The following is a 23,784-nucleotide window of genomic DNA, read 5'->3' on the forward strand; positions in this document are numbered from 1 at the left end:
GGCACCTCGGCACCGCATGCCATAACGCGCGGGCGGGTGCGTCAGTCCTGACGATCCGGGACTGTCGATCCCTGGATCCCATCGAGCAGGAATGGCGCCGTCCGGCTTGCCGCCGAGCGCGTCACCTCCCGCGGCGTCCCCTGCACCACCACTCGCCCACGCTCGTCGCCGGCACCCGGTCCGATATCGATGATCCAGTCGCTGGCTGCCGCCACGCGCATGTCGTGCTCGACCACGATGACCGTACTGCCCGCTTCCACCAGCCCGTCCAGCTGGCGCATCAGCACGTCCACGTCCGCCGGATGCAGCCCGGTAGTGGGCTCGTCGAGCAGGTAGACCGTGCCGCGCCGCTGCGCACGCTGCAGTTCGCTGGCCAGCTTGATGCGCTGGGCCTCGCCGCCTGACAGTTCCGTGGCCGGCTGGCCCAGCCGCAGATAGCCCAGCCCGACCTCGCGCAGCACCTCCAGCGGGCGCAACACTGCCGGGGCGTCGGCAAAGAAGCCGGCCGCCGCATCCACCGTGAGCGCCAACACTCCGGCGATGGTCAGGCCGCTCCAGGTGATCTCCAGCGTCTCGGCGTTGTAGCGCGCGCCGTGGCACTGGGGGCACGGGGCATAGACGCTGGGCATGAACAGCAGCTCCACGCTGACGAAGCCCTCGCCCTCGCAGGTCGGGCAGCGGCCCTTGGCGACGTTGAACGAGAACCGGCCCGCGTCGTAACCCCTGGCGCGCGCTTCCGGCGTGGCGGCGAACAGCTTGCGGACCTGGTCGAACAGTCCGGTGTAGGTCGCCAGGTTGGAGCGGGGCGTGCGGCCGATCGGCTTCTGGTCAACCACCACCAGCCGCTTGACCGCGTCGAGTCCGGCAACGATCCGGCCGCCGCGGGTCACCGGCGCCGGCTCCAGCGGGTCGTCCTCATCACTGTCGCTCCCGGCCGGTTTACCGAGGTGCTCGGACAGCAACTCGACCAGCGCCTGGCTGACCAGGCTGGACTTGCCCGAACCGGATACCCCGGTGACCGTGGTGAACACGCCCAGCGGAAAAGCAACGGCCAGGTTGTCGAGGTTGTTGCGGCTGACGCCCTCCAGCCGCAACCAGTCGGTGGGAACGCGCGGCTTACGTCCCGCCTGACCGATCGGCCCGCCCCGCTCGTCGCTGGACGCACCCTCATCACCCGCGCCAGGGGATGGGAACAGGTAGCGCGCGGTCTGCGACTCGCTGACCCTGGCCAGCCCGTCCAGCGGACCGCTGTAGACCACCCGCCCGCCCTGCTCGCCCGCCGCCGGGCCGACATCGACCACCCAGTCGGCGCGGCGGATCACGTCGGTTTCGTGCTCGACCACGAACAGTGAGTTGCCGGCGCCTTTGAGCTGATCCAGCGCCGCCAGCAGCGCCTGCGTATCGGCCGGATGCAGCCCTGCTGACGGCTCGTCAAGCACATACACGACCCCAAACAGATTGGAGCGGATCTGCGTGGCCAGCCGCAACCGCTGCAGCTCGCCCGGTGACAGCGTGGGCGTGGTGCGCTCCAGGGTCAGGTAGCCCAGGCCCAGCGCGGCGATGACCTCGATCCGAGCCAGCAGGTCGGAGGCAATGCGCTGCGCGACGATCGCCTGCTCCGGATGTTCATGCGCTTGCGGCGAATCTGCAGCCGCGCCGTGCGCGACCGGCTCCAGCAGCACAGCGAGTTCCTTCAGCGGCAGCCGCGACAACTCGCCGATATCCAGCCCGGCAAACGTGACCAACAGCGCCTCGCGACGCAGGCGCTTGCCCTCGCACAGCGGGCACATCGCACTGACCATATAGCGCGCAACACGCTTCTTGATCATCGCGCTCCGGGTGGTCGCGAACGTGTGCAGCACGTAGCGCTGCGCGCTGGTAAACGTGCCCTTGTAGCTGGGGTTGTCGCCGCGCTCGATCGCCTCGCGGGTCTCTGCAGGGCTCAGGTCGCGGTACACCGGCACCACCGGCTGCTCGTCTGTAAACAGGATCCAGTCGCGCTGCTCCTGCGGCAGTTCCCGCCAGGGAATGTCGATGTCGTAGCCCAGCGTGACCAGGATGTCGCGCTGGTTCTGGCCGTGCCACGCCGGCGGCCAGGCGGCGATCGCGCGCTCGCGGATGGTCAGGGTGTCGTCAGGGACCATCGAGCGTTCGCTGACCTCATGCACGCTGCCCAGCCCGTGGCAGCGCGGACACGCGCCCTGAGGCGTGTTGGGCGAAAACCCGTCTGCATAGATGATCGGCTGCCCGGGCGGATAGTCGCCGGCGCGGGAATAGAGCATGCGCAGCGAGTTGGACACCGTGGTGACGCTGCCCACCGAGGAACGCGTGCTCGGGGAGCCACGCTGCTGCTGCAATGCGACCGCCGGTGGCAGGCCATTGATGGCGTCCACGTCCGGCACGCCGGCCTGGTCGATCAGCCTGCGCGCATAGGGCGCGACCGAGTCCAGGTAACGCCGCTGGGCCTCGGCGTAGAGGGTGCCGAACGCCAGCGAGGACTTGCCCGAGCCGGACACTCCGGTGAACACCACCAGCGCGTCGCGCGGGATGTCGACATCGATGTCCTGCAGGTTGTGCTCGCGGGCGCCGCGCACCCGGACGAAACCGTCGTCATCGCCGGACGTGGGCGTGCCCAGGCGTGGCGGCTTGCGTGTACGGTTTGCGCTGACAGGGTGACTCGACATCGCGTGGCCCGATTCGGATCGACTGGCGAGGATGGCGAAGGCCAGTTGACCGCGTCGTGAACTCCGCCGCTGCGGACTTGCCTGCAGCCGCCGCAGCGGGCCGGTCAGTCCTCGCCTTCCAGCTCCGCCCAGCGCGCGAATGCCTGCTCCAGCTGCACGTGCAGTTGCGCCATCGCCACATTGTGGGCAGCGATCGCATCGGCGTCGCGCTGGTAGAAAGCCGGGTCATTCATCTGTGTGGTCATCTCCGCAATGCGCGCGTCCAGGCCCTCGATCACGCCCGGCAAGGCCTCCAGCTCGCGGGCTTCCTTGTAGGCCAGCTTGCGCTTGGGCTTGCTCGGCGTCGTTGCGGCGGCGGCGATCGGGGAGACCGGCATCGAGGCGGATTTTGCCGCCGTCTCCACCCGCTCCGCCGGACGCTGGCGAACCCAGTCGCTGTAGCCGCCCACGTACTCGCCGACCTTGCCATCGCCTTCCATCACCAGGGTGGAGGTCACGACGTTGTCGATGAAGTCACGGTCATGGCTGACCAGCAGCAGCGTGCCGGGATAGTCGCCGAGGATCTCCTCCAGCAGCTCCAGCGTCTCCACGTCCAGATCGTTGGTGGGCTCGTCCATCACCAGCAGGTTGGACGGTTGGGCGAACAGCTTGGCCAGCAGCAGGCGGTTGCGCTCACCGCCCGACAGGCGGGTGATGGGCGCGCGCGCACGCTCCGGTGTGAACAGGAAGTCCTGCAGGTAGCCGATCACGTGTTTCTGCTTGCCGCCGACCTCGACGAACTCGCGGCCTTCGGAGACGTTCTCCAGTGCGTTCCAGTCCTCGCGCAGCGTCGCCCGGTACTGGTCGAAGTAGGCGATCTGCAGGTTGCTGCCGGAGCGGACCTCGCCGGAAAGGGGCTGCAGTTCGCCCAGCAAGACCTTCAGCAGCGTGGTCTTGCCGCTGCCGTTGGGGCCGATCAGGCCGATGCGGTCGCCGCGGAAGATCGTCGTGGAGACGTCCTTCAACAGCGGCTTGCCGCCGAAATCGAAGAACACCGACTTGGCTTCGATGACCTTCTTGCCCGAGGACTCGGCCTGGGCCAGGTCCATGCGCACGTTGCCGACCGCATCGCGGCGCTTCGCGCGCTCGGACCGCATGGCCTCGAGCCGGCGCACACGGCCTTCATCGCGGGTCCGCCGCGCCTTGATGCCCTGACGGATCCAGATCTCTTCCTGCACCAGCATCTTGTCGAAGCGTGCATTCTCCTGCGCTTCGGCATTGAGCCGCTCTTCGCGGCGACGCTCGTAGTTGGCCCAGTCGCCGGGCCAGCTGGTGACCTGGCCGCGGTCGATCTCCACGATCCGGGTCGCCAGCGCGCGCAGGAACCGCCGGTCATGGGTCACGAACAGCAGCGCGCCTTTCCACGAATTTTTGAGGAAGTCCTCAAGCCAGTCGATCGCCTCGATGTCCAGATGGTTGGTCGGCTCGTCCAGCAGCAGCAGGTCGGGCGCCGAGACCAGCGATCGGGCCAACAACACACGGCGCTTCATGCCGCCGGACAGGCCGGAAAACTCGGCGTCGCCGTCCAGGCCCAGGCGGTCCAGGGTCTCCACGACCTTCTGGTCGGCGCCCCAGCCGTCGGCCGCTTCGATCTTGGCCTGCACGTCGGACAGCGCATCACCGTCGAACACGTCGGCGTGGCTGATCCGGTGGTACTCGGCCAGCCAGGAACCCAGCTCGCCCATGCCGCTGGCGACCACGTTGAACACGGTACCGCCAGCGTCGGGCGGGACCTCCTGTTCCAAGCACGCGATACGGCGACCGCTGGCACGGCGGATCTCGCCGTCGTCGGGCTGGATATCGCCCGCCATCAGGCGCATGAGGGTGGACTTGCCGGCGCCGTTGCGGCCGATCAGGGCGATGCGCTCGCCGGGTTCAATGGACAGCTCGACGTTCTCGAGCAGGAGCGGGCCGCCGACGCTGTAGTCGACGCTATTCAGGGTGATCAATGACATGCCGCTATTCTACGCGGCCCGCGAACCCGGTAGCAGGGAATCGCGCATACTGGGCGGTGCGGACCGCAAAGGTCCGTCTGCCCACTCAGCGGCGCTACCGGAGATCGACATGGCAAAGGGCATGGACCAGAAGAAGGACGAGAAGAAAAAGCCGTCCAAGACGATGAAAGAGAAGAAGGCGGAGAAGCGCGACAAGAAAGCCGGGAAAGCCTTCACTCCGGCCTGATCGCAGCTGTCCGGTTGATGCCGCGGGACCGGCGCCTCAGGAACTGCACGAGAGCATCGAGCAGCCCGCCTTGTCGCGGGCCCAATCCGGCCTGCGGGCGGCGAATGGCTCCCGGCCGAGTTGATCCTCGTACGGCCGGCGCATTACCTCCAGCAGCTCGGTGATTCCGTCCATGTCGCCACTGGTCGCCCGATCGATCGCCTGCTGGGCCAGGTAGTTGCGCAGCACGTAGCGCGGATTGGCGGCACGCATGATCCGCCGGCGTTGCTCCGGATCCAGTCCGTCGGCCGCCAGGCGCACCTGATAGAGCTTCATCCAGTCCCGGAATGCGGCCGCTGACGCGACGCGCTTGTCCGAGTCGTAGAACGCGTCGATAAATGCTGGGCTGTCCATGGCCCCGTCGAGTGCATCCGGGTCGCAATCCGACAGCGCGCGGAAGAACAGTGTCATGTCGACCTCGGCCTCAACCAGCAGCTCCTGCAAGGCCTGCATCAACGCGCTGTCGCCCTCGCGGTAAGCGGCCAGACCGAGCTTGCGCACCGTGTTGTCGCGATCAGCGGCGTTGTAGGCATCCACGTAGGCCTGCAGGCCCGCCTGCAACGGTGCCGGGTCGCCGAACAAGGGCGCCAGCGCGCCGGCAAGTCGCCCCAGGTTCCAGTACGCCACGGCGGGCTGCTGGCCAAAGCGGTAGCGCTTGCGCCGCGCGTCGGTGGTGTTGGGCGTCCAGCCCGGATCGAAGTTGTCGATCCATCCGTAGGGGCCGTAATCGATGGTCAGGCCAAGGATCGACATGTTGTCGGTGTTCAATACGCCGTGCACGAAACCCACACGCATCCAGTGCGCCACCATGACCGCGCTACGTCGGCAGATCTCGGCGAACCACGCTGCGTGGAAGGCTTCCCCCTCGCAGTCCAGCTCGGGGAAGTCACGGCGGATGCAGAAATCGACCAGCTGCCGCAGCAGGACGGTGTCGCCACGCGATGCAGGCAGCTCGAAACTGCCGAAGCGCAGGAAGGACGGCGCCACGCGGCAGACGATCGCGCCGGGCTCCGGCGCGGCGCGGCCGTCGTAGAACATGTCGCGGACAACCTGCTCGCCGGTGCCGATCAGGCACAACGCTCGGGTAGTCGGCACGCCCAGATGGTGCATCGCCTCGCTGCACAGGAACTCGCGGATCGAGGAACGCAGCACCGCCCGCCCATCCGCGCTACGCGAATACGGCGTCGGTCCGGCGCCCTTGAGCTGCAGCTCCCAGCGCTCGCCCGCTTCCGTCACGACTTCGCCCAGGCTGATGGCGCGGCCGTCGCCCAACTGCCCGGCCCACACCCCGAACTGGTGGCCACCGTAATTGGCCGCGTACGGCTGCATGCCGGCGAGCAGGGCATTGCCGCTGAACACGTCCGCGAACCGCTGTGTATCGGCCGAAGCCTCAGTCAGCCCCAGGCGCGCGAGCATTTCCGCCGAGTACGCCAGCACGCGCGGTGCGGGAACCGGTGTGGGCTGCACCGCCGACCATGCTGCGCCCTCGACCTGGCGCACGCCGGCCGAGGGATCCGGATCGCCGGGAAGGTCGCGCACGAACGCGTTGTCGAAATTAAGATCAAGCATCAATTTTCACCGCATTGGACCCGCCGGTTGGCACGGGCCTTCCCATCCTAAGCGCTTGTCTGCGACGTTCCCGTCGCCGCCCCGGTGCGCACGGAGCGCATGTCCTAGACTGGTGCGAACACACCGAAGGAAAAATGCCGATGGCGAAGCCGAATTATTCGTTTGAAAAGCGTCAGCGAGAAATCGCCAAGAAGAAAAAGAAAGAAGAAAAGCTCTCGCGCAAGCAGGCCGACAAGCCGGACGACGACGGCGATGAGCCCGGCGCAGATGACGGAGCTGGAGCGCCCTCGACCCAGCAGGGCTGAAGCTCGGAAAGCGGTTCCGTGCCCGCTGGAGTGCGTTTGTTCGGCGTCACCTGCTTAGCGGCAGCTGACCCGGACCGCGCCGGATCACAATTCGCGTCGCGCCGACGGGCTGCGGACGTTAAACTGTGCGGTCTACCCGACCGGCCCAGCCGGCGCTGCCGAGAACTGCGATGAGCGCCGAAACGCCCGCTACCCCCGATTCCCCCCCGACACTCCGTTGAACTTCGACGGCCTGGCCCTGCCCGAGACACTGCGGCAGGCCATCAGCGCGCTGGGTTACGAGTCGCCCTCGCCGATCCAGGCCGCCACCATTCCGCCGCTGATGCAGGGCCGCGACGTCATCGGCCAGGCGCAGACCGGCACCGGCAAGACGGCGGCATTCGCGCTGCCAATCCTTGCGCGCATCGATCCTGCGCAGAAGACCCCGCAGGCGCTGGTGCTGGCACCGACCCGCGAACTGGCGATCCAGGTCGCCGAGGCGTTCCAGAGCTACGCCTCGCACATGAAGGGCTTCCACGTGCTGCCGATCTACGGCGGCCAGAGCTACTACCCGCAGCTGCAGGCGCTCAAGCGCGGCGTGCAGGTCATCGTCGGCACGCCGGGTCGCGTCATCGACCATCTGGACCGCGGCTCGCTGGACATCTCCGCGCTGCGATTCCTGGTGCTGGACGAGGCCGACGAGATGCTGCGCATGGGTTTCATCGACGACGTAGAGAAGGTCCTCAAGAAGACCCCGGAAACCCGCCAGGTCGCGCTGTTCTCGGCGACCATGCCGGTGCAGATCCGGCGCATTGCCCAGACTTACCTGAAAGACCCGGTCGAGATCGCGATCAAGAACAAGACCAGCACCGCCGACAACATCCGTCAGCGTTACTGGGCCGTCAGCGGCGTGCAGAAGCTCGACGCCCTGACCCGCATCCTGGAGGCTGAGCCGTTCGACGCAATGATCGTGTTCGCCCGCACCAAGCTGGGCACCGATGAGCTCGCCTCCAAGCTCGCCGCCCGCGGTATCGCCGCCGCTGCCATCAATGGCGACGTGCAGCAGGCCCAGCGCGAGAAGACCATCCAGAACCTCAAGGACGGCAAGATCGACGTGCTGGTCGCGACCGACGTCGCCGCCCGCGGGCTGGACGTGGACCGCATCAGCCATGTGCTGAACTACGACATTCCCTACGACACCGAAAGCTATGTCCACCGGATTGGCCGCACCGGGCGCGCCGGACGCAAGGGCGAGGCGATCCTGTTCGTCGCCCCGCGCGAGCGCGGCATGCTGCGGGCCATCGAGCGCGCCACGCGCCAGCCGATCCAGCAGATGGAACTGCCCTCGATCGAGACGGTGAATGAGCAGCGCGTCTCGAAATTCCTCGACCGCATCACCGACACGCTGGCCGACAACGACTTGGGCTTGTTCCGCGAACTGATTGAGCGCTACGAGCGCGAGCAGAACGTGCCTGCGGTGGAAATCGCCGCCGCACTGGCCAAGCTGTTCCAGGGCGATCACCCGCTGCTGTTGACGCCCCCACCGCCGCGGGCCAAATACGAGCCGCGTCCGGACCCGCGTGGGGCCAGCCCACGCGACGTCGGTCACCGCGGCCAGCCGCCGCGGCCGCCCCGCCAGCAGCGTCCCGAGCGTGATGTCACGCCGCGGAGCTTCGACGAGCGCCACTCCGCGCCGGCGTCGCAGCATCCGCGTACGTTCGAGGAGGGCCGCCCCAAGCCGCCACGCTCAGCCCCGCAGCCACCCGCGCGCCCGAGTGGCGCCAACGCCGCAGAAGCCATGTTCGACGACGCCGCACCGGCAGCGCCATCGCAGCCGCCACGCAGCGCGCCATCGGCGCCGCCGCAGCGCAACGCACCGCGCACCGACGAGGTCGGCATGGAGACGTTCCGCATCGAAGTCGGGCATGAGCACGGCGTGCAGCCGGGCAACATCGTCGGCGCGATCGCGAACGAGGCCGACCTGGAAAGCCGCTACATCGGCCGGATCGACATCCGCGACGACTACAGCCTGGTCGACCTGCCCGAGGGCATGCCGCACGAATTGATGGAGCACCTGAAGCGGGTCTATGTGGCCGGCCAGGCCCTGCGCATCCGCCACGCGGACGAGCGCGACAACACCGGCGGGCGCACTGCCCGACCCAACTCGCCGCGCCCGCCGCAGGCCCGACCGTCCGGCCCGCGTGCACCGCATGCCGGCAAGCCAGCCGGCGGCAAGCCGGGCAATTTCGCACCGCGTAAACCCTTTAAGCCGCGCTGATCGGCTCCGGGAGTTCCAGGGCCCGCGCGCTCCGGAACTCCCGCGCATCCCCGGTCAGCGGGTCTATGAACGCCAGCGACCGCGCCAGCAGCTTGAGCGGGAACGAGTACCTGTCGGCTGCCTGCTCCTGCAGGCCCGGATAGAAAGCGTCGTTGGTGATCGGCGCGCCCAGCGCCGCCATGTGCACCCGTAACTGGTGCTTTTTGCCGGTGACCGGTTCAAGCGCGTAGCGCCAGACGTCGCCATCGCGGTCGAGCACGTCGATCCGGCTTTCGCTGTTGGCCTCACCCGCCGCCTCGCCCATGCGGAAGAACGGCTCGCCGCGCTCCAGGCGGCTGCGGTGCACCAGGGGAAACCGGGTGTCGGGTAGCGCCGGCGCCAGCGCTTCGTAGTGTTTGCGGATTGCGCGGTCGCGAAACAGCGCCTGGTAGGCGTCCCGCGTCGATGGATTGATCGAGAACATGACCAGCCCGGCGGTGCCCCGATCGATGCGATGCAACGGGACGATATGCGGGTTCTCAAGGGCTTGCTGCAGGCGGAACAGCAGGCTCTCGCGCACGTACGCGCCCGCTGGCATCACCGGCAGGAAGTGCGGCTTGTCCACCACCAGCAGGTCGGCATCTTCATGCAGGACCTGTTCGGTGAACGGTATGGCCAGCTCGTCCACCACCTCGCGGTAGTAGTACAGCGTCATCCCTGCGGTGACCCTTGCGTGCGCGGCAAGCGGGAGCCCCGCGTCATCCAGCACCCGGCCCCGCGCGAACCGGCTGCGCCACGTAGCCTCATCAATCCGGGGAAACCGTGCACGCAACGCGTCGACCGCGGACGAGGACGATCCCTCCGGCAGTTGCACACGGCTGGCGGGTACGCCATCGATTGGGGCGGGTCGGGGTTTCATCCCGCAAGCGTACGGGAGGCCGGGCGGCGGGACAGACCACGCCGCAAGAAGTTCCCACCATCACCTCGCCTTCACGCGGCATTGCGGCGCTTGGCCTAGCTTGGTCGTTGCGGGGCCATTCATCCATGGACGGGCCGCGGGCCTTGCGACTCATGCGGCGCGCCACGAACCCGGGAGGAATGACATGTCCAGGAGCGCATCCCTTGTCATCGTCGCTTTGACTGTTTTCGCATTCGCGGCCTGCACGCGCGCGCCCATGCCGCCGGACCGCACGACTACAGCCAGTACCGCGGACACCACCGTGGCCCCGGGGGAAACCGTTGCCCAGCTGATTGCATTTGACCAACAGGCCGTGGCGATGGCCGAGCAGGCACGGCAGCACGAGCAGCTGGATCAAGGGGTGGCCGACCTGGCCGAGCAGATTTCCATGCACCACCGGCGGAATATGACCCAGACCCGCGCCCTGGGGGACGCCGAAGCTCTGGACGTGAACGACACGCCCGCCGTCCGCAACCAGCGCGTTGAGGAGGAAAAGCGCCTCAAGGCCTTGGCCGAACTCGACCCGGACGCTTACCAGCGCGGATATCTGGATGCGGTCATCGAGACCCACGAGCAAGCCCTGGAGTGGATCGGTGAGCGCCTGGAGGCAACAGACAACGACGCGATCCGCAAGCATCTTGAACGCACCCGCGACAACTACGATGAACACATGAAAGCGGCGATGGCCTTGCGAGACAAGTGAGCCGGCTGCGCCGGCGCAGCGGCTGCGGATCCAGTCCGCCAATCGTGTAGTCGCGTTGCGGCTCGCCGGTTGCCGGGTGGACGTCTATCCTGTGCGTCCGGTTCCTGGGCCCCACGATTGATGTCCACCACTCCGACGCACTCCCCTGGGGCCTCTCCCACGCCCGATGCCGCCCCCACCTCGCTTCTGCCAGGCCTGGCGCTGGCGACGGTGGTCGCGCTGGTGGCGTTGCTGCTCGGCCGCTGGCTGCCGCTGGTGGGCGGTCCAGTTTTCGGGATCGTGCTCGGCGTGCTCATCCGCAACACGGCCGCTCCTCCGGATACGTGCCAGCCGGGCATCCGCTTCGCCGGCAAGAAGATCCTGCAATGGTCGATCATCGCGCTGGGGTTCGGCCTCAGCCTGACCCAGGTGGCCCGGACCGGGATGGAGTCGCTCACCATCACCGCCGTGACGATCATTGCGGCGTTCACGTCGGCCCTGGTGTTGGGCAAGCTGCTCAACATCCCGTCGAAACTGAAGCTGCTGATCGGCGCGGGAACCGCGATCTGCGGCGGCTCCGCGATTGCGGCCGTCACGCCGATCATCAAGGCCGACGAGCATGACACCGCGTTTGCGATCTCCACGATCTTTCTTTTCAACCTGGTGGCGGTGCTGGTGTTCCCGGCGCTGGGCCACCTGATGGACCTCAGCCAGCAGGGATTTGGCCTGTGGGCCGGCACCGCGATCAACGACACCTCATCGGTCGTGGCCGCCGGCTACAGCTATGGCAAGGAGGCCGGCGACCACGCGACCATCGTCAAGCTCACCCGGGCGACCCTGATCATCCCGATGTGCCTGATCCTGGCCGCGATCGAGGCCTGGAAACACAAGAAAAGCGGCGCCAGCGATTTCCGCCTGGCAGCGGTGATTCCGTGGTTCATCCTGTGGTTCGTGGTCGCCTCTGCCGCGCGCACGCTCGGGCTGATCCCCGAAGCAGTGCAGCCTGCCATCCATCTCGCCGCCAATTTCCTGATCATCATGGCGCTGACCGCCATCGGCCTGTCGGCCGACCTGCGGCGGATGGCGAGCACCGGCTTCAAGCCGATCGCGCTGGGGCTGGGCGTGTGGATCGCGGTGGCGGTTTCCAGCCTGGCGGTCCAGTTCGCCACCGGACAGGTTTAAACCGGCACCGCGGGGCCGCACCGCATAGAATGGCGGGCTACCTTCCGCGAGTCCGTCATGGCTGCCAATTCCACCGTCGTCAAAGCCGAGCTGCAGATCAGCGACATGGACCGGCATTACTACGCCACCCATACGCTGACGCTGGCCCAGCATCCGTCCGAAACCGATGCGCGCCTGATGGTGCGCCTGCTCGCCTTCGCGCTGTATGCCGACGAGCGGCTGGAGTTCGGTCGCGGGATCAGCAACGAAGATGAGCCGGATCTTTGGCAGCGCGATTACGTGGGCGACATCGGCCTGTGGATCGACCTGGGCCATCCCGACGAGTCGCGGATCAAGAAGTCCTGCGCCAAGGCCGAACAGGTCGTGGTGGTGAACTACGGCGGCAACGCCTCGGATATCTGGTGGGACAAGATCGCCAGTTCCGTGTCGCGCCTGAAGAACCTCACCGTTCTCGACATCCCCAGCCACGTGGTCGATGCGTTGCCGGCGATCGGCGAGCGCGGCATGCGTCTGAACGTGCTGATCCAGGACGGCGAACTGCAGCTGATGGGCGATCGCGGCAGCACATCGCTGCGCCCCACCGTGCGCATGGCGCCCAGCACCGACTGAACCGGTGGCGGCGCCTGATTCCAGTGGTCCTGCGGGCGTCCGCGAAGTAGACGTGATCGTGGTCGGCGGCGGCGCGGCCGGCCTGATGTGCGCGATCACCGCCGGCCGGCGTGGCAAGCGCGTCGTGGTGGTCGAGCATGCCAACCGGGTCGGCAAGAAGATCCTGATGTCAGGCGGCGGTCGCTGCAATTTCACCAATACCGGCACCAGTCCCGCAAACTTCCTGTCGGCCAACCCGCACTTCTGCAAGTCCGCCCTGGCGCGCTACACGCCGTGGCACTTCCTCGACATGGTCGACGGCCATCGCATCGCCTGGCACGAGAAGGAGCTCGGCCAGTTGTTCTGCGACGAGTCCTCCAAGCTGATCGTGAAGATGCTGCTGGACGAGTGCAGCGCGGCGGGCGTGCAGGTGCAGACGGGTTGCAGCGTCCGGAAAATTGAGCGACTCCGCGCGCCCGACGACGTCCCGGAGAGTGCGCATGACGGGTTCCTGGTCGATACGAGCCTGGCTCAATTCCGCGCGCCGGCGCTGGTGGTCGCGAGTGGCGGCCTGTCCATTCCCAGCATGGGTGCCAGCGGTTTCGGCTACGAAGTGGCCAAGCAGTTCGGCCACGCCGTCCTTCCACTGCGCGCCGGCCTCGTTCCGCTGACCCTCAGCGGCAAGCACCAGGAACGCCTGGCCGATCTGAGCGGCGTCTCGCTGCCTGTTACCGCCACCGCCCGCGGTCAGTCCTTCAGCAATTTCCTGCTGGTCACGCACCGTGGCATCAGCGGCCCGGCGATCCTGCAGGTCTCGTCCTATTGGCAGCCCGGCGACGACCTGCAGCTGAACCTGCTGCCCGATACCGATGCGCTGACCACCCTGCAGCACATGCAGCGCGCGCGCCCCGCGTCCGAGCTGAAAACGTTGCTGGCCGAGCTCTTTCCCAAGCGCTTTGCCCAGCGCCTGTGCGAGGCGTGGCTGGGCCATCTGCAGCCCGCCCGGCCCATCCGCCAGTTCAACCTGCCGGAGCTGCAGGAAGTGGCCGCGGTGCTGCACCGTTTGCCGCTGGTGGCCAGCGGCACGGAAGGTTACCGCACCGCCGAGGTCACCCTGGGCGGCGTGGATACCCATGGCGTGTCCTCGACCACGATGGAGTCCCGCCACGTGCCAGGGCTGTATTTCATCGGCGAGGTGCTGGACGTCACCGGCTGGCTGGGCGGCTACAACTTCCAGTGGGCGTGGGCGTCGGGACACGCCGCCGGCAGCGCGGTCTAGAGCTCGAAGCGCTCGTTCTCCGACAGGCTGGCGGGATCGTTGGTGACTGCGGTCAATGCGATGTAGAGCGCCTTGCCAAAGAAACTGCCAGGACCGTCCCAGTATTCGGCGCTGTCCACTTCGACCCGGATCAGGCACAGGTCGGGATCGTCCTTGCCGCCCGGGAAAAACAGCTTCATCGCTGGCGACCACAACTCCTCGATCTTGGCGCGGTCATTGACGATGGACGCGCGCCCCGCCACGGACAAGTAGCTGTTCTTGCTGGTGGACGCGTAGGAGACGTTGACCTGCGGATTGGCGGTGATCTCGGCAACCTTGTCGCTGTTCCGGCCGGTGGCAAACCAGAGGTCCCCATCGAACTCGACCTCCTGCGTGCCCAGCGGTCGACTGACCAGGCGGCCGTCGCGGGCGATGGTGGTCATCATCGCCACGTCCACGTCGTGGATCAGTTCGGCCAGGTGCTTGATGTGGGCGGCGCGGTCGATGCTGGGTGTGCTCATGGAAGACTCCGGAGGCCGCTCAAGCGGCGGCAAGGCAGCCATCCAATCGCATGTGCCGAAAAGACCCGGTGAATGATCGTGCCCGGCTACGACGCCTCTCGAGCAAACAGGGCGGAATCAGCCCTCCTCGGCCGCCGCCTCGCGTCCCTGCTGGCGGATCAGCGCTTCCTCGCGGGCATCGCGGATGGCCAGCTGGACGCTGTCCAGGTCGGCGCTGGACTCATCGAATGCGAACTGGCCGGTCAGCTCGCTGTCGGGCCGCAGCTCGCCCTTCTCGTACAGCGCCCACATCTCCTCGGCGTAGTGGGTGGACAGCAGTTCAGGTGCAATCCGTCCAAGGCTGAGGGTGAGGTTGTTGACGTCGCGCTGGAGCATCTTGCGCGCGGCGTTGTTGCCCGATGCGCTGACCACCTGCGGGAAGTCGATCAGGACCGGACCGTCCGGTCCGACCAGCACGTTGTACTCGGACAGATCGCCATGGATCAGGTCGATGCACAGCATCAGCACGACCTGGCGCACCAGGAAGGCGTGGTATTCGCGGGCCTGCGCGGCGGTCAGCTCGACCTCGCCCAGGCGCGCGGCGGAATGGCCCTCGGCGTCGGTGACCAGCTCCATCACCAGCACGCCGTTGTAATAGCCGCGCGGTGCAGGCACCCGCACCCCGGCATCGGCCAGGCGATACAGCGCGTCGACCTCGGTGTTCTTCCAGGCGGCTTCCTGCTCCTTGCGGCCGAACTTGCTCGCCTTGGTGATCGCGCGCTGCTCGCGGCTGCCGCGGACCTTGCGTCCTTCCTGGTACTGGACGCGCTGCTGGAAGCTGCGCTGGGCCATGTCCTTGTAGACCTTGGCGCACAGGATCTCGTCACCGGAACGGACCACGTAAACGTCTGCTTCCTTGCCGCTCTTGAGCGGGCGCAGCACTTCATCGATCACGCCTTCATCGATCAACGGCTGCAAGCCGGCGGGGGTCTTCATGTTTGACGTTCGGCCTTGGACGGCCGGCCAGTATGGTCGATTGGCCGCGATCTGGCCCGGATCGCGCTGAACGCGTCCCCGATGGGCGGTATCGTTGGCCTCCCGAAGCCGCCAGCGAAGCCGTTACCTTGAAGTCCTTTTCGACCCGCAAACCCGCGCGCGCCGCATCCACTTTTCTGCTGGCTCTCGCCCTCGCCGGCACCATGCTGGCCGGATGCTCGCCATCCACTCCGCCTGCGCCGCCCAACGGCAGCGTGGCCGAACTGCAGCGCATCGATCTGGTCGACGGCACCGGCGCGGTGGCGGCCGCGGGCGATGAGGTCAGCGTCCACTACACCGGCTGGGTGTACGACCAGGACGCGCCGGAAAACCGAGGCGCGCAATTCGACAGCTCGCGCGAGCGCGGCACGCCGATCGAGTTCGTGCTGGGCGCCGGCCGGGTGATCCGCGGCTGGGATGACGGCGTCGCCGGCATGCGGGTCGGCGGCAAGCGCGTGCTGCTGATACCCGCCGCGCTGGGCTACGGGAGCCGGGGCGCCGGCGGCGTGATTCCGCCGGACGCCTCGCTGGTGTTCGAGGTCGAACTGATGGACGTCAGCAAGAAGCACTGAGCCGGCGCCCGGCCGCGGATCGAGCGTCAGTTCTTCGCCATCGCTTCGGCGGCAATCTCGAACGAGCGCACCCTCGCCGCGTGGTCGAAGATGTTCGCGGTGAGCAGCAGCTCATCGGGCCGGTGACGTTCGATGAAGGCGGCGATGCCTTTGCGCACAGTGTCGATATCACCGACCACCGCGCAGGCCAGCGCACGGCCCACGCCTTCCTTCTCCTGCGGTGTCCACCACGCGTCGATGTCGTCGATCGGCGGCGGCACCAGGCCGATGTCGCCCCGGCGCAGCTTCGCGAACGCCTGCTGCTGGGTGGTGAACAGGCGTCGCGCCTCGGCGTCGGTCTCGGCGGCGACCACATTCAGCGCCAGCATCGCGTGCGGCTTGTCCAGGCGCGCCGACGGCGTGAACTCCCCGTGGTACAGGGCCAGCGCGTCGTCCATCGCGTCGGGCGCAAAATGCGATGCGAATGCGAACGGCAGGCCCATCGCCGCCGACAGCCGCGCACTGAACAGGCTGGAGCCCAGCAGCCAGACCGGGACCTGGATCCCGGCACCGGGCACGGCGCGCACCGGTTGGCCGGGTTTGGCCGGACGGAAGAAGCCGAGCAGCTCGGCGACGTCGTGCGGGAACGCGTCGGCGCCCTCGTGGTAGCGCCGCAGCGCGCGCACGGTCGCCTGGTCGGTTCCGGGCGCTCGGCCCAGGCCAAGGTCGATTCGGTCCGGGTACAACGACGCCAGGGTGCCGAACTGCTCCGCCACCTGAAGCGGTGAGTGGTTGGGCAGCATGATGCCGCCGGCGCCGACGCGGATCGTCGAGGTGCCGCCGGCGACATAGCCAATCAGGACCGCGGTCGCCGCGCTGGCGATGCCGGGCATGTTGTGGTGTTCGGCCAGCCAGAAGCGCTGGTAGCCCAGGCGCTCGGCGTTGCGCGCCAGGTCCAGCGTGTTGGCAAACGCTTGGGGGATATCGCTGCCCTCGGTGACGGGGGCAAGGTCGAGCAGGGAATAGGGAATCATGGGGAACACTCGCGGGGGATGGTCCAGTGCCCTTTACATGGGGCCGCCGCGACGGTTTTGCCAACCTGCCTGCCGATACTTCCGCCGCCGGTTCGTAGATAATAGCGATTCTCATTTGTACCCAGCCGAGGTGCCTCCGTGCGACTGCTCCCCCTGACCGCTGTCATCCTGGCCGCGCTTGCCGCCTGCTCCGCCGACAAGCCGCCTTCCAGCGATGCCGGCACCGACGCCACGGCCAGCGATGCCGCGACCGAACTGGTGGTCTATACCTCGCGCAACGAGCAGCTGCTCAAGCCCCTGTTCGACCGTTACACCGAGGAGACCGGAGTCAAGATCACCTACCTGACCGACAAGGCGCCGCCCCTGATGGAGAGGCTCAAGGCCGAAGGCAGCCGCAGCAAGGCGGACGTGTTCATCACCGTGGACGCCGGCAACCTGTGGCAGGCCACCAACATGGACCTGCTGCAGCCGGTGGACTCCCAGCGCCTGCGCGACAACATCCCGGACAACCTGCGCGACCCGGAGAACCGCTGGTTCGGCCTCTCGGTGCGCGCACGCACGATCATCCACGATCCGGCCAAGGCCCCCGCGGACACGCTGTCGACGTATGAAGACCTCGCCGACCCGAAATGGAAGGGCAAGCTGTGCCTGCGCACCAGCAACTCGGTCTACAACCAGAGCCTGATCGCCACGATGATGGCCAGCCTGGGCGCGGAGAAGACCGAAGAGGTCGTGCGCGGCTGGGTGGCCAATCTGGCGGCGCCACCGATGGCCAGCGACAACGAGGTGATCGACGCGATCGCTGCCGGCCGCTGCGCCGTGGGCATCAGCAACACCTATTACCTGGGTCGCTCGTTGCGCAAGGACGAGGCGCTGCCGGTCACCGTTTTCTGGCCCAACCAGGCCGAGGGCGAGCGCGGCGTGCACGTCAACGTATCGGGCGCAGGCGTCACCCGCCATGCACCGCATCCGCAGGCGGCACGCGAGTTCATCGAGTGGCTTTCCGACGGTGACGCGCAGGAGCTGTTCGCCGGCGAAAACCTGGAATATCCCGCCAACCCGAAGATTGCCACCGATCCGCTGATCAAGGCCTGGGGCGATTACCGCCAGGACCTGATCAACGTCTCCCAGGCCGGGGCGATGCAGGCCGACGCCGTCAAGCTCATGGACCGTGCCGGCTATCGCTGAGCCGTTCACCGCTTCACCGGTGCCGAAAGTGGCCGGCGGCGGGCGCCACGCGCGTGCGCTGCCGGTTCCGCGCGGATGGACGTGGTTGGCGGTCGCGCTGACGCTTCCCAGTCTGATACCGCTCGGGGCGACCCTGGCGGCGCTGGCACGACCTGAGAGCGAGACGCTGCAGCACCTGTGGCAGTACGTACTGCCACAGGTGGCCGGCAACACCGCGTGGCTGCTGCTGGGGGTGGGCGCGGGAAGCGCGATCCTGGGTACTGCGCTGGCGGCGCTGGTGGCGCTGTGCGAATTCCCCGGCCGGCGCTGGTTTGCCTGGCTGCTGGTGTTGCCGTTGGCGATGCCCGGCTACGTGCTCGCGGTCGCCTTCATCGGCCTGTTCGACTACGGCGCGCCGTTCACCGCCTGGCTGCGTGAGCACGCCTCGCTGCAGCTGCCGGACATCCGCTCGCGCGCCGGCCTGATCGCGGTCATGACGCTGGCGCTGTACCCGTACGTGTACCTGGTCGCCCGCGAGGCGTTTGCCAGCCAGGGCGCACGCGCACTGGAGGCGGCGCGCGCGCTGGGAATGGGTCCGTGGCGCGCTTTTTTCCGCGCCAGCCTGCCCATGGCACGGCCGTGGATCGCCGGCGGCACGCTGCTGGTGATGATGGAGACCCTGGCGGACTTTGGCGCGGTGTCGGCGTTCAATTACGACACGTTCACCACCGCGATCTACAAGGCGTGGTTTGCGCTGTTCTCGACCGACACGGCCTTGCAGATCGCCGCGGTGCTGCTCGTCGCGGTGCTGGTGCTGGTCGGCCTGGAAACCGCGTCGCGGCGACGCCAGTCGTTCGTCTCCGTCGGCCACGCCAAGGCGCCACGTCTGCAGACGGGACGCAGGGGTTGGTGGGCAACCGCCGTGTGCGCGTTGGTGCTGGTCGTCGCGCTCGGCCTGCCGCTATCACAGCTGGGCTGGCAGGCGCTGGCGCATCTGGACGACCTGGATCCGCGCTATTTCGCGAGCCTGCGCAACGCGCTGTCGTTGTCGGCCATGGCCGCGGCGCTGACCACCGCGGCGGCCTTCGTCATCGCCCTGGCAGCGCGCGAGCAGCCGGGGATGCTCACCACCACCGCCACCCGCATCTCCACCCTGGGCTACGGGCTTCCGGGCGCGCTGCTGGCCATCGGCTTGTACGTGCCGGTCGCCCGCTTCTCCACCTGGCTCGCCGAGACCCGAGGCTGGGACGTCCCGCTGGAAGGTGGGCTCGTGCTGTTGCTGGTGGCCTACGGCATCCGCTTCCTCGCGGTGGCGCATGCGCCGGTCGCTGGCGGGCTGTTGCGGGTCCGGCCCCGGTTGCTTGAGGCCAGCCGCAGCATGGGCGTCACCGGCGCCCGCCAGTTGCGCGTCGTGCACTGGCCGCTGCTGCGCGGCAGCTTCGCCACCGCCGGCCTGCTGGTGCTGGTCGACACGATGAAGGAAATGCCGATCACCCTCATGATGCGTCCGTTCGGCTGGGACACGCTCGCCACCCGCGTATTCGAACTGACTAATGAAGGCGAGTACGCCCGCGCCGCCCTGCCCTCGCTGGCCATCGCGCTGGCGGGGCTGATTCCCGTGATTGCCCTGACCCGTAGAGGACGCGATGCGGCTTGAGATCGACAATGCCGCGGTCGGCTACGACGCCCGCGTGGTGCTTTCCGGAGCAAGCCTGGAACTGGCCGACGGCCAGATCGGATGCCTGATCGGTCCCTCGGGCGCGGGCAAGACCACGTTGCTGCGTGCGGTCGCCGGGTTCGAGCCGCTTGCCGCCGGCTCCATCCGCGCCGACGGCGAGGTGCTGGTCGGCAACGGCGTGCACTTGGCGCCGGAAAAACGCCAGATGGGCATGGTGTTTCAGGATCACGCCCTGTTGCCCCACCTCAGCGTGATCGACAACGTCCGCTTCGGCCTGTTCCGCTGGCCGCGTGCGAAGGCGAAGTCGCGCGCGGAAGAGATGCTCGACCTGGTCGGCCTGGCCGATTACGCCAGACGCCCGCCGCACCAGCTCTCCGGGGGCCCGCAGCAACGCGTCGCCCTGGCCCGGGCGCTGGCGCCGGAGCCACGCATGGTGCTGCTGGACGAGCCGTTTTCCAGCCTTGATCCCGACCTGCGCGAACGCCTGGCGATCCAGGTCCGCGCCGCGCTGAAGGCGACCGGGATCGGCGCCCTGATGGTCACCCACTCGCAGGCGGAGGCCTTTGCCATGGCCGACCTGGTCGGCGTGATCGGCGAAGGCCGCCTGCAGCAGTGGACCACCGCCTACGATCTTTATCACCGCCCGGCCAACCCGTTCGTGGCCGGCTTTGTCGGCGAAGGCGTGCTGTTGCCGGCGCGCGTGGTGGACGACATGCACGTGGGAACCGGGTTTGGCGTGCTCACGTCCGACCACCGGCTGCTCAGCGCGCCGGGCTCACAGGTGCAGATGCTCCTGCGTCCGGATGACGTTATCCACGACGACGACGCCCCGATGCAGGCGCGGATCGTGCGGCGCCATTTCCGCGGCGCCGATTTCCTCTACACCCTGCAGGTGGACGACGGCGAGCAGGTGCAGGCGCTGGTGCCGTCCCACCACGACCACGCGGTCGGGCAGGACATCGGCATCCGCCTCGACCTGGAGCACGTGGTCGTGTTCGAGCCGGACGCGCCGACCGGCACCGTCTAGCAAATCGGCCAGCTACTCCGCGTCCGGCTTGAGCGGCACCAGCCGCAGGTCGTGGAAGTCGAAGCTGAAGTCGGTCAGCGGCGAGATCGCCTGCATGCGCGCCTCGCGCACCGCCCCGTCGGGCTGAAGCGCGAACGTCAGGAAGGCGTCGGCATTGAGCCAGCGCTCGTCCCAGCGCACGACGAAGGTGTCGTGCTGCCAGTGGCTGAGGGTGCCGACCAGGTCGGGCGTCTTGTCGAAACGGATCCGCAGCTTCTCGCCGCTTCGCTCGATGATGATGTCGCCGTACCAGGGGTCGCGGTAGGTCGCGGCGTAGCCACTCAGCGGCAGAGACGGCCTGGAGCGCAGGTCACGCTTGGCGATGTGCTCCTGCCAGGACTTGTCGGCCTTTTCCTGCGCATTGCCGCGCGCCGACAGATAGGCGCTGGTCCAGTCGGTACGCGGCCCGCCCAGGTACGCATCCAGCACGCGCATCGTCGCCGCCTGGAACGCCCCGCCCTGCTCGGCGCTGGTCAGCACGATGATGCCCAGATCGTGCTGGGGCACCAGGGTGATGCGGGAGACGAAACCCGGCCAGCCGCCGGTGTGCCAGACCAGCTTGCTGCCGCGGTAGTCCGACAGCGACCAGCCTTCGCCGTAGCCGGCGTAGTTGGGCGTGGCAGCGGCCAGCGCCGGTACCGACGGCTTTGGTACCGGGATCGGGGTGATCATCGACCACATCTCGCGCTGGCGCTTCTCGCTGAACAGGCGCCGGGTACTGTCGCCTTCGCCGGAAATCACCCCGCCATCGAGCTGCACACGTACCCAGTTGGTCAGGTCGTGGACGCTGGAATAGATGCCGCCGGCGCCGGAGACGTTGCCCCAGCTCACGCGCGGCGCCGCCACCAGCCTGGTGAAATCGGCCTGCGCATAGCCCGTCGCGACGTTGTCGCTTGGCTGCAGGTAATCGCTGTTGAAGCGGGTGTCGTGCATGCCCAGCGGACGGAATATCCGGCTCTGCAGGAACTCCCGGAATGGCTGGCCGCTGGCCGACTCGACCACCAGCTGGGCGACGCCGAACAGGATGTTGTCGTAGGCGTAGCGGTCGCGGAAGCCGCCCTTGAGCGGGACATCCTTCAGCCGGCGCGCCACTTCCTCGGTGGTGTATTTCGAACCCGGCCAGTACAGCAGGTCCCCCGCGCCCAGGCCGAGCCCGCTGCGGTGGGCGAGCAGGTCGCGGATGCGCATCTCGCCGGTGACGTAGGCGTCCGACATGCGGAACCACGGCAGGTGGTCGACCACGCGGTCGTCCATTTTCAGCTTGCCCTCGTCGGCCAGCATCGACAGCGAGGCGGCGGTGAATGCCTTCGTATTGGAGGCGATGGCGAACAGGGTGTGCTCGTCCACCGGGACCTTGCTGTCCAGATCGCGCGTGCCGTAGCCGCGTTCCAATACGACGCGCCCGTCCTTGACGATCGCCACCGCCATCGCCGGCACCTCGAAGCGCTCGCGGATGTCCTCGATGTAGGCATCGAAGTCGGCGAGCTGGCCGGGCAATCCGGCGGGCGTGTCGACGAAAACAGCGAGGTCGGGGCGCGCCTTAGCTTCGGGTGCCGTCGTCTCCGTCGCGACATCCTGCGCGTGTGCGGCGGGGACCAGCGCAAGTGCAGCGGTCAGCGCGACGGCAAGGGCGAGGCATTTTCCGGTACCAAGCCGGCTGCGGTTGGTGATAGGCATCTGTGTCCGTGTCCCCTCAAATCCGAAGGGCTGAAGATACCCCAGCACGGCATAATGCAGCGCCCCGCTGCGCCGCCCGGAGCCGTTTCATGTCAGACCCCACCGCCCTACCCGGCGTGGCCGTCATCGGCGGGGGCCCGGCCGGCCTGATGGCCGCCGAAACCGCCCGCGCGGCAGGCATCGAGGTCGACCTCTACGAGGCCAAGGGCTCGGTCGGGCGCAAGTTCCTGATTGCCGGCAAGGGCGGCTTGAACCTCACCCACGGCGAGGACCGCCCGGGGTTCGACCGGCGATACCGGGAGCGCAGCGAGGCGGTCGGCGCGTGGCTGGACGACTTCGATGCCGCTGCGTTGCGCGAGTGGGCGCGCGGCTTGGGAGTGGAGACCTACGTCGGCAGTTCCGGCCGGGTCTTCCCGCTGGATCGCAAGGCGGCGCCGCTGCTGCGCGGCTGGGTGCGGCGGCTGCGCGATCAGGGCGTGAGTTTCCATGTGCAGCACCGTTGGGAGGGCTGGGACAGTGACGGCGCGCTCCGATTCTCGACGCCTACGGGCGAAGTAGCGGCGCGTCATCGCGCCAGTGTGCTTGCCCTGGGCGGCGCCAGCTGGCCCCAGCTCGGCTCGGACGGCGCCTGGCAACCCTGGCTGGCTGCGCGCGGCGTGGACACGGCGCCTCTGGTCCCCGCCAACTGCGGTTTCGACATCGACTGGAGCGCGCACTTCGTCCAGCGCCATGCCGGCGCACCGCTGAAGCCGGTCATCGCACACTGGCGCGAGGACGGCGCGGACCATGCGCTGCAGGGCGAGTGCGTGGTCACCGCCAACGGCATCGAAGGCAGCCTGGTCTACGCGATCTCCGCCCCGCTGCGCGACGCGATCGCGCGCGACGGCCATGCCGTGCTGACGCTGGATCTCGCGCCCGGTCGCGATCTCGACCGCCTGCGTGCCGACCTCGCCAAACCGCGCAACGGGCGCAGCATGAGCGACCACCTGCGCCGGCAAGCCGGACTCAACGGCGTCAAAACCGCGCTGCTTTATGAGGTGCTGGGCAAGGATGGACTGGCTGATGCGGACCGGGTCGCCCGCACGATCAAACGCCTGCCCTTGACACTGCTGAGCCCGCGCCCGATCGACGAGGTAATCAGCAGCGCCGGCGGCGTCCGGCTGGAGGCGATGAACGAGACGCTCATGCTCAACGCCCTGCCCGGCGTGTTCTGCGCCGGCGAGATGCTGGACTGGGAGGCGCCGACCGGTGGCTACCTGCTCAACGCCAGCTTCGCCAGCGGTCGCCGCGCCGGGTTGGGCGCGGTGGACTGGCTGGCGCGCTCCACCGACATCCGGGGCTGAGCGCTCGCAGCG

At 68.0% G+C, this 23,784-nt stretch carries 19 protein-coding genes; 11 read left to right on the plus strand and 8 right to left on the minus strand.

Annotation, left to right across the window (positions count from 1 at the left end; translation table 11 throughout):
- Positions 1 to 41 precede the first annotated feature (41 nt).
- The 3 genes from INQ43_RS06980 to INQ43_RS06990 all read right to left on the minus strand — a co-directional run bounded on the left by INQ43_RS06980 (position 42) and on the right by INQ43_RS06990 (position 6,512).
- Positions 42 to 2,684: an excinuclease ABC subunit UvrA gene (locus INQ43_RS06980; RefSeq protein WP_194035968.1), complete on the minus strand. Its 2,643-nt coding sequence runs from the start codon at positions 2,682 to 2,684 to the stop codon at positions 42 to 44.
- 104 nt (positions 2,685 to 2,788) lie between these two features.
- Entirely contained in the window at positions 2,789 to 4,678 is a 1,890-nt protein-coding gene (locus tag INQ43_RS06985; protein ID WP_194035969.1) for an ATP-binding cassette domain-containing protein, read from the minus strand.
- 262 nt (positions 4,679 to 4,940) lie between these two features.
- Positions 4,941 to 6,512, minus strand: a complete 1,572-nt coding sequence (locus tag INQ43_RS06990; RefSeq protein ID WP_194035970.1) for a YdiU family protein — start codon at positions 6,510 to 6,512, stop codon at positions 4,941 to 4,943.
- Between the two features lie 140 nt (positions 6,513 to 6,652).
- Here INQ43_RS06990 and INQ43_RS06995 point away from each other — a divergent pair, with 140 nt between their 5' ends.
- Together INQ43_RS06995 and INQ43_RS07000 are read left to right on the plus strand one after the other, a co-directional pair.
- A complete protein-coding gene (locus tag INQ43_RS06995; protein WP_194033639.1) occupies positions 6,653 to 6,817 on the plus strand; it encodes a hypothetical protein in 165 nt (54 codons plus the stop codon).
- 217 nt (positions 6,818 to 7,034) lie between these two features.
- On the plus strand, positions 7,035 to 9,074 hold the full coding sequence (locus INQ43_RS07000) for a DEAD/DEAH box helicase (protein ID WP_228062427.1): 2,040 nt from the start codon (positions 7,035 to 7,037) through the stop codon (positions 9,072 to 9,074).
- Here the strand turns inward: INQ43_RS07000 and INQ43_RS07005 are convergent.
- Positions 9,061 to 9,972, minus strand: coding sequence for a pseudouridine synthase (locus tag INQ43_RS07005; protein ID WP_194035971.1), 912 nt, complete (start codon positions 9,970 to 9,972; stop codon positions 9,061 to 9,063). The genes INQ43_RS07000 and INQ43_RS07005 overlap by 14 nt on opposite strands.
- Before the next feature lie 256 nt (positions 9,973 to 10,228).
- Between INQ43_RS07005 and INQ43_RS07010 the strand changes: the two genes are divergently transcribed.
- From INQ43_RS07010 to INQ43_RS07025, 4 genes are all read left to right on the plus strand, one after another.
- Positions 10,229 to 10,714 carry a DUF4142 domain-containing protein gene (locus tag INQ43_RS07010; RefSeq protein ID WP_228062428.1) on the plus strand — a complete coding sequence of 162 codons (486 nt, stop codon included), beginning with the start codon at positions 10,229 to 10,231 and terminating at the stop codon, positions 10,712 to 10,714.
- A gap of 120 nt (positions 10,715 to 10,834) precedes the next feature.
- Complete coding sequence (locus tag INQ43_RS07015) at positions 10,835 to 11,875, plus strand: YeiH family protein (protein WP_194035972.1); 1,041 nt, start codon at positions 10,835 to 10,837, stop codon at positions 11,873 to 11,875.
- A gap of 57 nt (positions 11,876 to 11,932) precedes the next feature.
- Positions 11,933 to 12,484: a YaeQ family protein gene (locus INQ43_RS07020; RefSeq protein ID WP_194033644.1), complete on the plus strand. Its 552-nt coding sequence runs from the start codon at positions 11,933 to 11,935 to the stop codon at positions 12,482 to 12,484.
- An 85-nt stretch (positions 12,485 to 12,569) separates the two neighbouring features.
- Entirely contained in the window at positions 12,570 to 13,742 is a 1,173-nt protein-coding gene (locus tag INQ43_RS07025) for an NAD(P)/FAD-dependent oxidoreductase (RefSeq protein ID WP_194037606.1), read from the plus strand.
- Here the strand turns inward: INQ43_RS07025 and INQ43_RS07030 are convergent.
- Both INQ43_RS07030 and INQ43_RS07035 read right to left on the minus strand, forming a co-directional pair.
- Positions 13,739 to 14,242 (minus strand): pyridoxamine 5'-phosphate oxidase family protein, encoded by a 504-nt coding sequence (locus tag INQ43_RS07030; protein ID WP_194035973.1) that lies wholly within the window; start codon positions 14,240 to 14,242, stop codon positions 13,739 to 13,741. The two genes, INQ43_RS07025 and INQ43_RS07030, sit on opposite strands and share 4 nt — an antisense overlap.
- 117 nt (positions 14,243 to 14,359) lie before the next feature.
- On the minus strand, positions 14,360 to 15,217 hold the full coding sequence (locus INQ43_RS07035; protein ID WP_194035974.1) for a PA4780 family RIO1-like protein kinase: 858 nt from the start codon (positions 15,215 to 15,217) through the stop codon (positions 14,360 to 14,362).
- Positions 15,218 to 15,420: 203 nt separating this feature from the next.
- Here INQ43_RS07035 and INQ43_RS07040 point away from each other — a divergent pair, with 203 nt between their 5' ends.
- On the plus strand, positions 15,421 to 15,828 hold the full coding sequence (locus INQ43_RS07040; RefSeq protein WP_194035800.1) for an FKBP-type peptidyl-prolyl cis-trans isomerase: 408 nt from the start codon (positions 15,421 to 15,423) through the stop codon (positions 15,826 to 15,828).
- Positions 15,829 to 15,854: 26 nt separating this feature from the next.
- Here the strand turns inward: INQ43_RS07040 and INQ43_RS07045 are convergent, their stop codons facing one another.
- Positions 15,855 to 16,841 (minus strand): LLM class flavin-dependent oxidoreductase, encoded by a 987-nt coding sequence (locus INQ43_RS07045; RefSeq protein ID WP_194035975.1) that lies wholly within the window; start codon positions 16,839 to 16,841, stop codon positions 15,855 to 15,857.
- 138 nt (positions 16,842 to 16,979) lie between these two features.
- On the opposite strand from INQ43_RS07045, the gene INQ43_RS07050 reads away from it, so the two are divergent.
- From INQ43_RS07050 to INQ43_RS07060, 3 genes are read left to right on the plus strand one after another with little or no spacing between them, the layout of a single operon-like run.
- Positions 16,980 to 18,029, plus strand: a complete 1,050-nt coding sequence (locus tag INQ43_RS07050) for an extracellular solute-binding protein (protein WP_228062430.1) — start codon at positions 16,980 to 16,982, stop codon at positions 18,027 to 18,029.
- Positions 18,013 to 19,665 (plus strand): iron ABC transporter permease, encoded by a 1,653-nt coding sequence (locus INQ43_RS07055; RefSeq protein WP_228062431.1) that lies wholly within the window; start codon positions 18,013 to 18,015, stop codon positions 19,663 to 19,665. Before INQ43_RS07050 ends, INQ43_RS07055 begins: the two co-directional genes overlap by 17 nt.
- Positions 19,655 to 20,713 (plus strand): ABC transporter ATP-binding protein, encoded by a 1,059-nt coding sequence (locus tag INQ43_RS07060; RefSeq protein WP_194035976.1) that lies wholly within the window; start codon positions 19,655 to 19,657, stop codon positions 20,711 to 20,713. Before INQ43_RS07055 ends, INQ43_RS07060 begins: the two co-directional genes overlap by 11 nt.
- A gap of 12 nt (positions 20,714 to 20,725) precedes the next feature.
- Here the strand turns inward: INQ43_RS07060 and INQ43_RS07065 are convergent, their stop codons facing one another.
- The gene (locus INQ43_RS07065; RefSeq protein WP_194035977.1) at positions 20,726 to 22,429 is read right to left on the minus strand and encodes a serine hydrolase; all 1,704 of its coding nucleotides are present in this window, start codon (positions 22,427 to 22,429) and stop codon (positions 20,726 to 20,728) included.
- An 89-nt stretch (positions 22,430 to 22,518) separates the two neighbouring features.
- Between INQ43_RS07065 and INQ43_RS07070 the strand changes: the two genes are divergently transcribed.
- A complete protein-coding gene (locus INQ43_RS07070) occupies positions 22,519 to 23,772 on the plus strand; it encodes a TIGR03862 family flavoprotein (RefSeq protein ID WP_194035978.1) in 1,254 nt (417 codons plus the stop codon).
- Positions 23,773 to 23,784: the final 12 nt, after the last annotated feature.

Source organism: Lysobacter sp. H23M47 (assembly GCF_015209765.1).
Classification (GTDB): Bacteria; Pseudomonadota; Gammaproteobacteria; order Xanthomonadales; family Xanthomonadaceae; genus Novilysobacter; species Novilysobacter avium.

Bases quoted from the DNA above. Each gene is read 5' to 3' on its own strand.
- INQ43_RS06980 (WP_194035968.1), bottom strand. From the start codon at position 2,684: ATGTCGAGTCACCCTGTCAGCGCAAACCGTACACGCAAGCCGCCACGC.
- INQ43_RS06985 (WP_194035969.1), bottom strand. From the start codon at position 4,678: ATGTCATTGATCACCCTGAATAGCGTCGACTACAGCGTCGGCGGCCCG.
- INQ43_RS06990 (WP_194035970.1), bottom strand. From the start codon at position 6,512: ATGCTTGATCTTAATTTCGACAACGCGTTCGTGCGCGACCTTCCCGGC.
- INQ43_RS06995 (WP_194033639.1), top strand. From the start codon at position 6,653: ATGGCGAAGCCGAATTATTCGTTTGAAAAGCGTCAGCGAGAAATCGCC.
- INQ43_RS07005 (WP_194035971.1), bottom strand. From the start codon at position 9,972: ATGAAACCCCGACCCGCCCCAATCGATGGCGTACCCGCCAGCCGTGTG.
- INQ43_RS07010 (WP_228062428.1), top strand. From the start codon at position 10,229: ATGCCGCCGGACCGCACGACTACAGCCAGTACCGCGGACACCACCGTG.
- INQ43_RS07015 (WP_194035972.1), top strand. From the start codon at position 10,835: ATGTCCACCACTCCGACGCACTCCCCTGGGGCCTCTCCCACGCCCGAT.
- INQ43_RS07020 (WP_194033644.1), top strand. From the start codon at position 11,933: ATGGCTGCCAATTCCACCGTCGTCAAAGCCGAGCTGCAGATCAGCGAC.
- INQ43_RS07025 (WP_194037606.1), top strand. From the start codon at position 12,570: ATGTGCGCGATCACCGCCGGCCGGCGTGGCAAGCGCGTCGTGGTGGTC.
- INQ43_RS07030 (WP_194035973.1), bottom strand. From the start codon at position 14,242: ATGAGCACACCCAGCATCGACCGCGCCGCCCACATCAAGCACCTGGCC.
- INQ43_RS07035 (WP_194035974.1), bottom strand. From the start codon at position 15,217: ATGAAGACCCCCGCCGGCTTGCAGCCGTTGATCGATGAAGGCGTGATC.
- INQ43_RS07040 (WP_194035800.1), top strand. From the start codon at position 15,421: ATGCTGGCCGGATGCTCGCCATCCACTCCGCCTGCGCCGCCCAACGGC.
- INQ43_RS07045 (WP_194035975.1), bottom strand. From the start codon at position 16,841: ATGATTCCCTATTCCCTGCTCGACCTTGCCCCCGTCACCGAGGGCAGC.
- INQ43_RS07060 (WP_194035976.1), top strand. From the start codon at position 19,655: ATGCGGCTTGAGATCGACAATGCCGCGGTCGGCTACGACGCCCGCGTG.
- INQ43_RS07065 (WP_194035977.1), bottom strand. From the start codon at position 22,429: ATGCCTATCACCAACCGCAGCCGGCTTGGTACCGGAAAATGCCTCGCC.
- INQ43_RS07070 (WP_194035978.1), top strand. From the start codon at position 22,519: ATGTCAGACCCCACCGCCCTACCCGGCGTGGCCGTCATCGGCGGGGGC.